This window comes from Tateyamaria sp. LSS28, assembly GCF_059611725.1.
Window position 1 is genome coordinate 348,643 of record NZ_JCAPFI010000002.1, and the last position, 12,845, is coordinate 361,487.

The following is a 12,845-nucleotide window of genomic DNA, read 5'->3' on the forward strand; positions in this document are numbered from 1 at the left end:
AGCAAGAAAACGAGCATCGCAGGATAATCCGGTCACGCTCACGTCAACACGTCAGCGTTGCCGGTTTGAGAAGCAGCTGGACAGGTATGAGTCTACATTTCTTGCAGGATCTTGCTCTTGCCGACCGCGGGCGGGCGAGAAGCTGCTGAAAGGAATGCTGCAACTGCAAAAGGGCGGGTATCCAGCGGCGTACTGTGATCAGGTCGAGCCAACGGCACAAAGTCGGTTCATTTGAGACACGGCATGGCACAACATCCGCCCGAGACGATTGTCAAAACCGCGAAGCAGAGCAGCTACGGTAGCACCGTCGCACGCGGCACGTTCCATACTGCGCTCAGCCAAGGGGTCACCGTAGGGTGTCAGATCGGATCAGTGATTGTCCTATCCCGATTACTGACGCCTCGGGACATCGGTCTGATTGCAATGATCGGCCCAATAATCGCGTTCCTTTCGATGTTCAGGGACATGGGTCTTTTGCAAGCGGTCATTCAGCGGCGCAGCCTGACATATGGACAACTGAATGCGCTCTTCTGGATCAATATGAGCTTGAGCGTCGCGCTGACGGTTTTCCTGATGCTCATGGCACCGCTCGTGGCGCAGTTTTACAACGAACCGGACCTGACATGGCTTATCCGGGCCCTGGCGCTCAATATGGTCGTCACGGCCCTGGGCGCCCAGCACTTCGCTCTTTTGAACCGCCAAATGGCTTTTGGCCGTATTGCAATAAACGCCGGTGTAGTTGCGGTCACGACCCTGTCGGTCTCGATCTGTTGGGCACTTATTGATCCCAGCCCCTGGGCATTGGTTGCCGGCACGATTGCAGGCGGGCTTATCGGCACGGTCATGGTGTGGTTATGGGTGCCCTGGACCCCGTCCCGCCCGGCACTCGCCGAAGGCACCAGAGATCTGGTTGGCTTCGGAGCAGGCGTAACCGGCTTCAAGCTGGCAAATTTCTTCTCGCGCAACCTCGACAGCATCCTGATCGGGCGGGTTTGGGGCGGAGCGGCCCTCGGGCTTTATGACCGGGCCTACAAGCTGCTGCTGTTTCCCCTGAACCGCGTCGCACAGCCACTGTCGCAGGTCATGGTGCCCGTTCTGTCCCGACTACAAGACGAACCGCAGCGCTATGCCCACATGTTTTTCCGCGTCTTCGGATTGATGCAACTCGCCGTTCTACCCGCTGTCGCAGCCCTGACCGCAATGGCGGATACGGCAGTCCCGTTTCTTCTGGGCGCGCAATGGGCGGAAAGCGCGCCGATCTTCGCTGCTCTGGGGATCGCGGGTCTGTCACAGGCTTTGGCAAATCCGACAGGATGGTTGTTCATCAGCCAGGGACGGACCACCGAGATGGCTTGGTGGGGGCTCACATCAGCGCTGATCAGTTGCGCAGTCTTCTTGTGGAGCGTGCAGTACGGCGTGGTACAGATGGCTTCGGCCTATGCGGCAGCCAGTATGGCCAAACTGATCCCGCTTTGGGTCCTGATCTGCCGCAAGGGCCCGATCGGGTTTGACAGCATCCGCAGCCGCATTGCCCCGCTGTTCTGTGCGGGCATGCTGACCTATGTAGCGATGCTGCTCATTCAGGACCTGTTACCCGAGACTGCCGTGTTGCGGCTTCTGAGCGGCACTGCACTTTGCTACGCCATGTTTGCGGGTCTCTTGGCCCTCACCCCCTTCGGTCGTGAGGTTCTTGCCGAAGTACGCGGCCTTTCCGCGATGGCACAGCGCATGCGTGCCGAGAAAGGCGCGATCTGACATGCGTATCATCATCGAGAACTGTGTTTTCATGAACGGTGGCGACAGTGCGATCGGCATTGCCCTGCGCGAAATCGTCACTGAAAGCTTCCCGAATGCAGAGCTTAGGTTTGCCGACTCCGGCATGCCAAGCATCGCACGCTACTACCCGGACATCGACTTCATCCCGTTGCCATCTTTTCTAATGGACCGCGCTCCGTCCATTCGACTCGCGGCGGCCCTCTTCGGGAAGTACCGCCGATATCTGGTGGTGCGAAAGCTCTACATGTCGGCGTCCGTAACCCTAACGCGGATACTGGCGTCGGTGGGACTGCCGCTGCCGACACCCGTGATGCGCGCCATCCAACCCTATCTCGATGCCGACTTCGTTCTTACCACCGGCGGCACATATCTGCTGAGCAAATATGACTACGGTCGACGAATAGTTGAGTTTCACAAGGACTATCAGCTGGGCAAGCCGGTCGCCGCATTCACCCAGTCCTTCGAGGCCTTTGCCGATGACTTTCGATCAAGGCATCTGGCGCCGCAATTGGACAAGATGGAACTGATCCTCGTGCGTCACGACACGTCGAAGGCGCATGTGCACGCCCTGATCGGGCGTTCGGATCACATCAAAACCGTGTCCGATTCAGTCTTTGCCCTTTGGACATCAGGTCCGACCTCACTTGCGGCCCGACGCCAGCGGTCAGGTCGCAGAGAGGATGATCGGCTGCGCATCGCCGTGGCGGTTCGCAAACTCAAGTTTTATGGTGCCCGCGACACCGAAACAGGGGCTGCCCATTTCAGGCAATCCATTCTTGCGGCAATCACCACCCTGGTCCGCGACAAGGGTGCCGAAATTACCTTCATATCGACCTGTCAGGGCATCCCCGAATACTGGACGGACGATTCCGCGGTTGCCGCCGAATTCGTTGCCGAGCTACCACCTGATGTTGCCGCCCATGTCAGGGTAAACCGCGATTTTCATACGCCACACGAGTTGATCCAGGTCTTGCAGACCTTTGACGGTCTGATTGCTTGCAGGCTGCATATGGCAATTCTGTCGATTTGCGCGAACACCCCGGTCCTGCCGATATCCTACGAGCCGAAATTCGAGGAAACCTTCGAAGAACTGGGTTTGCCGGAACTCGTGACCCCAATCGGAGAGATTGAGCCGGCGTCGTTTAGCAACCAGGTGCTGGACTGGCTCGTCTCCCTTGACGAGGTCGCGGCCAAACAGGAAGAGGCCGCTCCGCGGCTTCAGGCATCCGCCAAATCCGCTGGCGAAGCGCTTAAGCGCGCGCTGGCCAAACGCGGGGTGGGTCTGGGGTGACTTGGAAAGACTGCTACAGACCGCCCCCCATTTGCCATTCAGGGGTCGTCGCGACCCGCACAACATAGGAGTCGTCATGCGTATTCTCTTTGCTGGTGGAAACGGATGGCTGCCGGAAGCCAGCGGTGGCACACAGAACAGCACCGATCATCTTATTCGACAGAGCATGGCCGAGGGCCACACCGCCGCCGTCTATTGCGGGTTTTCCGGGCGCGGTGTGTTTGGGTTCCGCATGAAGGTGCAGCGGAAAATGACAGGTCGGCCATTCAGCATCGACCGTACGCAAGGCTACGAAGTCATGCGCACATGGGAGCCGTTGGATCCGGTGCGGATCGAAGCCGCGGTGGCAAGATTCAGGCCCGATGTCGTGGTGATCCAGACCCGGCGGTCAGCAGCACTTGGGCACGCTTTTGCACGCTTGGGCGTACCTGTTGTTCTTTATCTGCGGAATGTAGAATTTGATGAGAACGATGGAGATGTCAGCACCATTCCAGGCGCGCGTTTCATCGCCAATTCCGATTTCACGGCACAGGCATATCGCGACGCCTACGGCATTGACTGCACGGTGATCACCCCAACAATAGATTTTGAGAAGTATCGCTGCAATACCACGCGCGAGTTTGTGACACTGATCAATATCCACCCCAAGAAGGGCTACGAGATAGCGCGGGACATGGCCCGCGCCTGCCCGGACATCCCCTTCCTGTTCGTAGAAGCCTGGACGCTCTGGGATGAGCAGTTCAAGCAAATCATGACTGAAATCGACGCCCTTCCGAACGTCACTTTCATGCGCCGAACCTCTGACATGTCCAAAGTCTATGGGCGGACAAAGATCCTTCTAGCGCCAAGCCAGTGGGAAGAGGCCTGGGGCCGGGTTGCGTCAGAGGCACATTGCAGCGGCATTCCAGTGATCGGCTCCGACCGGGGCGGTCTGCCCCAGGCGATCGGGCCGGGCGGTGTGGTCTTGCCACACGATGCACCGATTGAAGATTGGGTGTCAGCGCTTCGAGAACTATGGTCCGATACGGACGCCTACACCACCCTATCCGAACGGGCGGTAACCTATGCGCGCCGACCCGAACTGGATTTCGAGCAGCAGTATAGGACATTCATCCAAACACTCGAGACAGCCTTGCCGCAACAGCCGATCCCGGACGGCGCGGTGGGATACGGAGCTCTGTTTTGAAGATCAGCTTCTGCGTCTCTAGCTTTCCGGCGCTGTCGCAGACTTTCGTGACCTCGCAGGTGCTTCATGCCGTGCGCAACGGGCATGATGTCACCGTGATCTGCAAAGCCATGGAAGCGGATACCCTCTTGTCGCCCGAGGATTGGGAAGCGCTTCGCCGCGTGCGTGTCGTGATCTGGCCATCGCCAAAGGCAAGTCTTCTGACACTTCTTCCGACCGCGCTTCGTAATCGGCTCGTGGCGCGGCTGGATCGGGACACCTGGCGCCGCCAGATCGACGCTGATGTCGTCATCGCCCACTTCGGCTATCGGGGGGCTGCAGTGGCAAGGGCACAGCGAGGATGGCGACAGCGACCGCCATTGGTGACCGTTTTTCACGGTCGCGATGTCAGTGTCGAGCTACGCCGAGACCGCATGGCACGCTACCAGGACCTCTTTGCCGAAGGTGATCTTCATCTGACGGTCAACACTCCCTTCGCAAAACAGCTGATCTCCTGCGGAGCCCCTGACGCGCGCGTTGAAAGCCATCATCTCGGGATTCCAGTTTCGCGATATCAGTTCTCGATCCCAGACCGCGAGGGCGCATTGCGGTTTCTCAGTGTCTGCAGACTGGTTGAAAAGAAGGGCCTTGATGTTGCCATTGATGCACTTGCTCTTCTGCATGACCGCCATCCCGAGATTGATTGGCGTTATGACATAGGCGGTGAAGGCCCCCTGACGGCTGCACTGAAAGCTCAGGTCGCGCTGGCAGGGCTCGAGAGTCGTGTGAGTTTTGTGGGAGCCCTGCCCCATGAAGAGGTGTTGCAACGCATGTCAAAGGCCGATGCGTTGCTGGCGCCAAGTTTGACCGCAGCCGATGGCGATCAGGAGGGTATCCCCGTGACGCTGATGGAAGCGATGGCGCTTGGCACTCCGGTCTGCGCGACCCGCCACTCTGGAATTCCAGAGCTTGTTTCCCACGACGAAACTGGCTTGCTTTCGGACGAGAGGGATGTGGAAGGGCTTTACGCAAACATCCTTTCACTTGTTCAGACCCCGCAGATGGCTGCCACGATGGCTAGAGCGGCGCGGGGAAAGGTTGAGAGTGAATTCAACGAGGATCGACAAAATGCACGTCTTATAGGACGATGCGAAATGCTGACGGCTGTGCCCCAAAACGCCGCGATCAAGATGTCAGTACCTGTCGTCAAGTGAATTGGAACACCACAGTCCGATGTGCAGAGCAAGCGCTTGCCCTCTGTGGTATCGGTTTGCGCGCCGGTTCGGGGTTACAGCAAGCGAAGCCTCAAGTGGTATTTGTTTCGTCCTTTTGTGCATTTTTGGAAAGCTTCGTAACAACCGAGCTGGAAGCCATCTGATTTCCGAAAGCCTGACAAATGTACCTACTTTGCGTTTGTAATCTGCCGTATTGCATCAAGGTACGGCATACCTTGCCCTTTGAGCAGATAAGTTTGCCGTAAACTCGTGCAATCTTCCCTGGCTTCAGTTCTTTGATAACCATCCTGGGTCTTCCGTTTTTCCTAAACACCGCAAGCTCAACTCAGGCAATGTCATCGACGTTGTGAGTGACCTGTTCATCATGCGCGGCGTGCCGACGTTCATTCGTTCGGATAGGTGGCGTTGGCACCCGCAGCGAACAACCGCCTTCCGCCCTCCAAGACCAGAACATCCCGCCTGCCAGCTTCAACGTCCGCTTTGGGGGCAGTTGATTTCAGGTCGCGTCTGCAGCGAAGGTCTGCAATCCGCTCTGTGTAAAGTTCCTCTCACACGCACAGCGAATGTCGGCAATCTGCCCGACTGAAACCGAAGCGCCTGTCACCCGAAGGCGGGAATCGAGCTATGGTGGCTCAGGAACACGGTTGGGATTTCTGCGTCAGTTAGATGTCAACATCCACTTCTATCACAAGGTGAGACTCGCTACAGCATTTGTCGGTTACGCGCGGCTCACCTTGGCTATGCTTTCAAACGCTGCAAGGTTCTGTAACTAGTGCTGCATCAGAATCGCGATGGGTGCCGTACGTTGTCGGAATACGCACAATCGGTCATATTTTCGATGCATCTGGCGCTGACAATCCTCATGGTGAACTCCACAAACATGAAAGCGGTGCGGCGAATAAATTCTCTCCAAATGGAACGACCTGGTCGTGATCGTAGAGCACCATACCTTGGACAAACTTCTTCCCGCATGCTTCTGCAAGTTTGCGCATGCCAGAAAAATCACTCGCCGAAACGGTAGCAGAGGCCTTCACCTCGATTCCGACGACCTCGCCGCGGCGGTTCTCCAATACGATGTCGACTTCGTTCTTGTCCTTGTCCCGGAAGTGCGAGAACGTGCACCTCTGTTCGCTCCAGGTCGCGATCTTCCGCAGTTCGCTGAACACGAACGTCTCCAGGATCGCACCGAAACTCGTTTTGTCCTTGCGGACCACTTCGGGTGAAACATCCCGCATCGCTGCGAGAAGGCCCGCATCATAAAAATGTAGTTTGGGTGACTTGGTCAGACGTTTCAGTCGATTTGTGAACCAGGGCTGCAGGGTATGAACAAGGTAGAGACTCTCGAAGACACTCACATACTTCTGTGTGGTGACATGATTAAGGTCGAGGCCAGCACCGATACCCGTGTAGTTGACCAACTGCCCCGAGTGCTCGGCAAGCACCGACATTAGTTTTGGCATGATGGCGAGTTTTTCGATCTGTGCGACATCACGGACGTCCCGCTGAACGATCGCATCAAGATAGCCGTGATACCAATCCTGCTTCCGGGACCATCTCGTCCGACCGAGCGCTTCTGGATACCCGCCGGAAAGGACGTTTTCAACGAGCTCATCACCGACGATCATATGCTCGGCTGTCGGTTTCTCCCGAGCAAAGGCTCGATCAATGAACTCTGATTTCGTACCCAGAATTTCTGCCTGTGAGAGAGGAAGTAACCGAACGACCTCCATGCGACCGGCAAGGGAATCCGCCACTTTTGGAATGGTCATGAGGTTGGCCGAACCCGTTAGGAGGAACCGCCCCGGAGTCTGGTCGTCATCGACAAGGTTTTTGATGGCGAGCAGAAGGTCGGGCGCGCGTTGGATCTCATCGATCACGGCGCGGTCCAATCCGCGGACAAACCCCACCGGATCATCGATCGCTGACCGCAAAACGTTGGCATCGTCCAATGTCAGAAAGGGCGTCTTGTCCGACGCAATGTCGGTTGCAAGCGTCGTCTTGCCGGACTGACGTGGCCCCGAGATGAGAACCACGCGGGTGTCGGACAGCGCCTCTTCTACTCTGGCCTTGGTAAATCTTGGGTACATTGCCGCGCGACTCCTCTCGACCGATTGAAAGTACGCGCCCGACCAATTGAAAGTCAATATCCGACCAATTGAAAGCGAGATACTGTCTGGTTGGCACTCGAACTGCTGACTGATTGAAAGTCAAAGCTCGACCAATTGAAAGCGCACCGGCCCTGACCGCAGAATTTAGACGTCTTCAGCTTCACCGCCAACGCTAAGACCAAGATCAGGCAAATCTCTGAGAGTCTCCAGATCAAACGTCACCAAGAACGTCTCAGTCGTCACAAATGTATGTGGCGCGCCGGGGCGCGGGGCGCGCGGGCCGCTCGCGATCAGATCCTTATAGCGCAGCCGGGCCAGCAGATCGCGACTGACCTCTTTGCCGAAGATGTCCTTGAGCCCCGCCCGATCGATCGGCTGGTGATAGGCGATGGCGCAGAGCACCCCCATCTCCATTTCGCTGAAGGCCAAGGACTGATCGCCCAAATCGGCGGCGGCATTGATCGCCTCGGCAAAATGCGTCTTGGTGCGGAACATCCAGCCGCCCGCAACCTGCGCCAACTCATAGGGACGACCGGTCAGCTCGGCCTGGATGTCATCGATCAGCATCTCGACCGAAACGTTCCCCACCACGCGTGCCAGATCCTCGCGCCCGACGGGCGTCGCGCTCGCGAACAGAACCGCCTCGATCCGCCCCATCCATTCGCGCCAGCGCAGCTCCTGCGGCAGATCCTCGAGGTCCCGGTCAAAGATGGCGCCGCGCTCGTCCGCCGGTTTCCGTTTCTTGGTTGCAGTTGTCATGGCGCGATCCCGTAGAGGCGGAACGTCGACCGTCCGGTCAGCTCTCGCGCAACTCCCATTTCCATCAGCCGATCACAAAACCGCCGCGCAGCACGGTCCGTCATGGGAATGTCGGTGCCCTGGATCAGCGGCGACAACATAGTTGACGGCGCAACCGCATCCTCAGACAGGAACAGCGCGACCGCCGCGTCCGATCCTTTGGCCCGTAGCTTTGGAGCAACCACTTGAAGCGCCGCCCCGCGCTGTGCCAGGTCTCGTGCCAGTCGGATCGCCTCTTCAGTGGACTGCAAAAGACGCTGCTGCACCGCGAGGTCAGCCCCCTGCCCGTTCCCGACGAGATCGCGCAATACTGCTTTGGTGAGGTTCAGGGCAGAGACGGGAAGGATCATCGGCCAATTCAGGCAACGTGCTAACACGATATCCGACAACAGACATGCCGCCCGCTCCGCCCGGTCGTCCACCGCCAAAACCGCGCGCACTACCGCAACACATCCAGCTAGTGGCCCATGGGTCCGACTATGGGCCACAGCCGATTGCAGCCAAACATCGACGTCCATCTCAAATTCGGACCCAACAAACCCTTTGAGCACCACTTGCCAATCGCGTCCGGTCAGTCGCATCCGCGCTGCCTCGCGCCAGAAGGCCAGGAGATCGCCATCCGGTCCCCGCGCCTCACCGGGTGGCGTCAGATGGAACGCATCGCGGATATCACCCTCTCGCGCCATCCGCCCCTGTAGTTTCGAGGTGGCGGCGGCCGCTTTCAACGCAACACAATTGGCAAGCAGTTTCACCGGCACGCCATAACGCGGATCGCTCACCAGCGCGTCCAGCGCCATGAGCGCTGCCCCGGATCGAAAAGCCACAGTTTCAAGGGTTTCCGCACGCAGGGAGGTGACCCAACCCGGGAGTTTCGGTAGAGTGTTCAAGTCGTCATCGATGGCTGCGGGTTGGTAGGTCATGCCACAAGACTATCTAGCAACGGCGCTTTTGGCTACCAGATAGTGTATAAACCGCCCCACCTTGAAGTTCGTCTTTATGTCCAATAATGTTGCCTTATCGGACATATCTGGGCTGCATTCAAAAATATGAGCGAACCATCTGAAACCCACCGCCCGAAACCCCGGAAATCAAGCGCGGCATCCACAGATGCAATGAACGTCGACAAACCCAGCGGAACGAAACCCACAGACAGCGATGGCATCGCCGCATCCGGTGCCCTTGATCGAATTGTCGACACAGCGCGCGCCTACGCCCAGGCCTCCACCGCCGAAAATACCAACAAGGCCTATGCCGTCGACTGGAAACACTTTGCCCGCTGGTGCCGGTTGAAAGGCACCGATCCCCTACCCCCCTCACCCGAGGTGATTGGTCTATATCTGACAGAGCTCGCCGCCCCACAGGGAAAGGCCCCTGCCCTGTCGGTGTCGACGATCGACCGCCGCCTCTCCGGCCTGGCATGGAACTATGCACAACGCGGCTTCACCCTTGATCGCAAGGACCGGCACATCGCCGCCATCATGGCTGGGATCAAACGCACACACGCCCGTCCGCCAGCGCAAAAGGAAGCGATCCTGCGCGAAGACATCCGCGCCATGGTGGCCACCCTGCCTCATGATCTGCGCGGGCTGAGGGATCGGGCCATCCTACTCATCGGATATGCCGGCGGCTTGCGCCGAAGCGAAATCGTGAGCCTGGATATCGGCAAGGATGACACTCTGGATTCCGGTGGTTGGATCGAAATCCTTGATGATGGCGCGGTGTTGACGCTCAACGCCAAGACCGGCTGGCGGGAGGTCGAGATCGGGCGCGGCTCAAGCGATCAAACCTGTCCGGTACATGCACTGGAACAGTGGCTGCACTTCGCCAAGATCAACGTCGGGCCGATATTCGTCCGCACGTCGCGCGACGGCACACGGGCCCTCGACACACGGCTCAACGACAAGCACGTGGCCCGGCTGATCAAGGCAACAGTCCTCAAAAGCGGCATCCGCGCAGAGCTGCCCAAGGCCGAACGCCTCGCCCTCTTCTCCGGTCATTCCCTGCGTGCAGGCCACGCCTCCGCCAAAGTGACCCGCCGCGACCGATTCCGCGTCAACCTCACAAAAGCCGCAGGGTTGTGACGGCCCGGCACAATAAAACCACGGCAGTCACGGGTCCGGCTTCTTGAGGAAATCCGCATAAAGCTGATCAAGGTTTTCGGACAGATATTCGCCAAACGCCGTGGAATCGTTGGACGTCAGCGAGATGTTATAGGCCCGCCCTGCACGTCCAATCACACCCTTGATCCGACCCTCGCCAGCGGTCCAGGTCCGCTTGGGCGGCGCGGCCTTGGCCCGTCGGCGTTTGGGCCCTTTCCCCGCTTCCTCGACCTTGCTGTGCATGATCTCGAACTTCGTGTCGCTGTCGAGCTGCTCAAACCCCTCGGTCTTGAGGATGCGATACGCGATGCCCTGATTGGCCTCATCCGCCATCAGCTTCTTGAACCCCTCCCACCGGTCCCGCCCGATCTGCTTGGCGGGTCCAATGGCGGTCACGATGGTCTCGGGCACGGTCTGGGCCACGGCCAGCATCCGTGACAGCAACGTCCCATCAATGGTCAAGGCACGTTGAATGACATCCTTGCCCTGCCCCAGATCGAACAGGTTCCGCGCAAACAGCGCCTTCTCGATAAAGGACAGGTCCGCCCGCGCCGTGTTCTCCTGACCCTGCGCCAGCACATGGGCCTCGTCGTCCATCTCCTTGACGACCGCGCGCACCGGACGACCCAGATCCCGCGCCACCCGCACGCGGCGATGCCCGAAGACCACCATGTACCGGTTCGCCACGTCGGGATGCGGGCGCAGCAGCACAGGCGTGTCCTGACCGCTGGCCTTGATCGAGGCTTTAAGCTCATCATAGGCCTCGTCATCACCCGTCAGACGGTCATTGACGAAGGATACATCGACCAGATCGGGATCGATCTCGACAATGGTTTCGCCTTCCATCAACCGCTTGGAATGCTCGGCCAGACTGTCAATCGACACCTTCATCGATTTCGACGCACCACGCATGGCATAACTCGACCGCCCTGCCCCGCTTGGCGTGTCGGTTGGCTGCCCAATCACGGATTTCAACAGGTCTTTTCTGGCCATGTCATCCTCCCTTTCACACGCTCAAAAATCCGATCTGCACGGCTGTCAAAACTCATGGCACATCCCGGCCCCAGGCCTGGTGCACAAGGCCCGCAATCTCGTCATTCACCGCATTCAGCGACCCCATCGCCCGGTCATAGGTGGACCGCACGAACTGCGCCCGTTCGACCTCGTAAAGCGTCTGTTTGGTGATGCCCGCATCGGAAATGGCAGTGGACTTCACCATCTGGGCCTCCAGCATCTGCTCCGGGAACATGGCTTGCAGAAAACCCACCATCTGCTTCTGCGGCCCATCAGTTGGTTCGAACCGTGTGACCAGATAGCGGAACCATTTCAGCCGCATCTCCGCCCCCGCCTCGCGGATGGTTTGCAGAATGCCACCCAGCATCAACAGGAACTGGCTCATCGACATCACGTCCAGCATCTGCGGATGCACGGTGATCAGCACGGAACTCGACGCTGTCAGGGCCGTCAGGGTCAGATAGCCAAGCTGCGGCGGGCAATCGATGACCACGATGTCATACTGGTCCTCGACCTCCTCAAGCGCTTTCGAGATGCGGGTAAAAAATGCGCGCCCCTCGGACGGGTCGCGGCTGGTGAGCGCGACAGGCGTGTCATACTCGTATTCCTGCAGGTCGAGGCTGGCCGGGACGATATCAAGGTTGGGGAAATTCGTGGGCCGGATCACCGTGCTGATCGGCTGGCGTTCAGCGTCATAGCGCAACGTCTCGTAAAGCGACGAAACAGAGTCTAACTCGGGCTGAATCCCATGCAACGCGGTCAGCGACGCCTGCGGGTCCAGGTCAATGGCCAGCACCCGATGCCCCTTGAGCGCGAGGTGCTGCGCCAGATGCGCCGCCGTGGTCGTCTTACCGCTGCCGCCCTTGAAGTTCACGACCGAGATGACGTGCAATTCTTCACCCTCGGCCCGGTGCGGCAGGTACTGACGCTTGCCGGGGCGGCCATGCGCATCCAGATAGGCGCGCAGCTCCAGCATCTGTTCGGCCGAATAGGACCGCCGCCCTGACGGGGATGTTTCTGGTTCCGGGCCTTTGCCCTCAAGGTGCAGCTTCTTGATCGTGGATTGCGTGACACCCAGGAAATAGGCGACCTCGGCCAATGAGAACTGCCGCAAGCCTTTCTGAGCGTTTGGAGGGTACTGCTCCTGACGCAGGATGTTCAGCCTGTCAGAAATCAATTCCCCTTGCCGAAGGATGATTTCATCAAAGGACATATCGCCCATATCAGGCTCTAATTGGGGATTTCCCATGCTGCCGCCTCGTGTAATATCGCTTTTTGCGCGATTTCTACCGTTAAACTGTGCTTAACGCGGAACGGACTTATCCACAACGATTTTCTCAACGTGCAGTCGTACAAAGG

At 58.5% G+C, this 12,845-nt stretch carries 10 protein-coding genes; 5 read left to right on the top strand and 5 right to left on the bottom strand.

Annotated features, from left to right (window positions below):
- Window positions 1–243: 243 nt before the first annotated feature.
- The 4 genes from AC53L6_RS06330 (at window position 244) to AC53L6_RS06345 (ending at window position 5,446) form a co-directional block, all read left to right on the top strand.
- Complete coding sequence (locus AC53L6_RS06330; protein WP_496907214.1) at window positions 244–1,755, top strand: lipopolysaccharide biosynthesis protein; 1,512 nt, start codon at window positions 244–246, stop codon at window positions 1,753–1,755.
- 1 nt (window position 1,756) lies between these two features.
- Window positions 1,757–3,067, top strand: coding sequence for a polysaccharide pyruvyl transferase family protein (locus tag AC53L6_RS06335; RefSeq protein WP_496907215.1), 1,311 nt, complete (start codon window positions 1,757–1,759; stop codon window positions 3,065–3,067).
- A 76-nt stretch (window positions 3,068–3,143) separates the two neighbouring features.
- Window positions 3,144–4,253, top strand: coding sequence for a glycosyltransferase (locus AC53L6_RS06340; protein ID WP_496907216.1), 1,110 nt, complete (start codon window positions 3,144–3,146; stop codon window positions 4,251–4,253).
- Window positions 4,250–5,446, top strand: a complete 1,197-nt coding sequence (locus AC53L6_RS06345) for a glycosyltransferase (RefSeq protein WP_496907217.1) — start codon at window positions 4,250–4,252, stop codon at window positions 5,444–5,446. Before AC53L6_RS06340 ends, AC53L6_RS06345 begins: the two co-directional genes overlap by 4 nt.
- Before the next feature lie 881 nt (window positions 5,447–6,327).
- Here AC53L6_RS06345 and AC53L6_RS06350 read toward each other — a convergent pair.
- The 3 genes from AC53L6_RS06350 to AC53L6_RS06360 form a co-directional block, all read right to left on the bottom strand.
- On the bottom strand, window positions 6,328–7,554 hold the full coding sequence (locus tag AC53L6_RS06350) for an ATP-binding protein (protein WP_299605271.1): 1,227 nt from the start codon (window positions 7,552–7,554) through the stop codon (window positions 6,328–6,330).
- A 165-nt stretch (window positions 7,555–7,719) separates the two neighbouring features.
- On the bottom strand, window positions 7,720–8,334 hold the full coding sequence (scpB, locus tag AC53L6_RS06355; protein WP_496907218.1) for an SMC-Scp complex subunit ScpB: 615 nt from the start codon (window positions 8,332–8,334) through the stop codon (window positions 7,720–7,722).
- The gene (locus AC53L6_RS06360) at window positions 8,331–9,293 is read right to left on the bottom strand and encodes a DUF1403 family protein (RefSeq protein ID WP_496907219.1); all 963 of its coding nucleotides are present in this window, start codon (window positions 9,291–9,293) and stop codon (window positions 8,331–8,333) included. The genes scpB and AC53L6_RS06360 overlap by 4 nt, the downstream gene beginning before the upstream one ends.
- Window positions 9,294–9,485: 192 nt before the next feature.
- Here AC53L6_RS06360 and AC53L6_RS06365 point away from each other — a divergent pair, with 192 nt between their 5' ends.
- Window positions 9,486–10,454, top strand: a complete 969-nt coding sequence (locus tag AC53L6_RS06365; RefSeq protein WP_496907220.1) for a tyrosine-type recombinase/integrase — start codon at window positions 9,486–9,488, stop codon at window positions 10,452–10,454.
- Between the two features lie 27 nt (window positions 10,455–10,481).
- Here the strand turns inward: AC53L6_RS06365 and repB are convergent, their stop codons facing one another.
- Both repB and repA read right to left on the bottom strand, forming a co-directional pair.
- Window positions 10,482–11,465: a plasmid partitioning protein RepB gene (gene repB, locus AC53L6_RS06370; protein WP_496907221.1), complete on the bottom strand. Its 984-nt coding sequence runs from the start codon at window positions 11,463–11,465 to the stop codon at window positions 10,482–10,484.
- A gap of 52 nt (window positions 11,466–11,517) precedes the next feature.
- Window positions 11,518–12,735 (bottom strand): plasmid partitioning protein RepA, encoded by a 1,218-nt coding sequence (gene repA / locus AC53L6_RS06375; RefSeq protein ID WP_496907222.1) that lies wholly within the window; start codon window positions 12,733–12,735, stop codon window positions 11,518–11,520.
- Window positions 12,736–12,845 lie beyond the last annotated feature (110 nt).

Excerpts from the sequence above, each read along its gene's own strand:
- AC53L6_RS06335 (WP_496907215.1), top strand. The coding sequence starts at position 1,757 with ATGCGTATCATCATCGAGAACTGTGTTTTCATGAACGGTGGCGACAGT.
- AC53L6_RS06340 (WP_496907216.1), top strand. The coding sequence starts at position 3,144 with ATGCGTATTCTCTTTGCTGGTGGAAACGGATGGCTGCCGGAAGCCAGC.
- repB (WP_496907221.1), bottom strand. The coding sequence starts at position 11,465 with ATGGCCAGAAAAGACCTGTTGAAATCCGTGATTGGGCAGCCAACCGAC.
- AC53L6_RS06330 (WP_496907214.1), top strand. The coding sequence starts at position 244 with ATGGCACAACATCCGCCCGAGACGATTGTCAAAACCGCGAAGCAGAGC.
- repA (WP_496907222.1), bottom strand. The coding sequence starts at position 12,735 with ATGGGAAATCCCCAATTAGAGCCTGATATGGGCGATATGTCCTTTGAT.
- AC53L6_RS06365 (WP_496907220.1), top strand. The coding sequence starts at position 9,486 with ATGAACGTCGACAAACCCAGCGGAACGAAACCCACAGACAGCGATGGC.
- AC53L6_RS06360 (WP_496907219.1), bottom strand. The coding sequence starts at position 9,293 with ATGACCTACCAACCCGCAGCCATCGATGACGACTTGAACACTCTACCG.
- scpB (WP_496907218.1), bottom strand. The coding sequence starts at position 8,334 with ATGACAACTGCAACCAAGAAACGGAAACCGGCGGACGAGCGCGGCGCC.
- AC53L6_RS06350 (WP_299605271.1), bottom strand. The coding sequence starts at position 7,554 with ATGTACCCAAGATTTACCAAGGCCAGAGTAGAAGAGGCGCTGTCCGAC.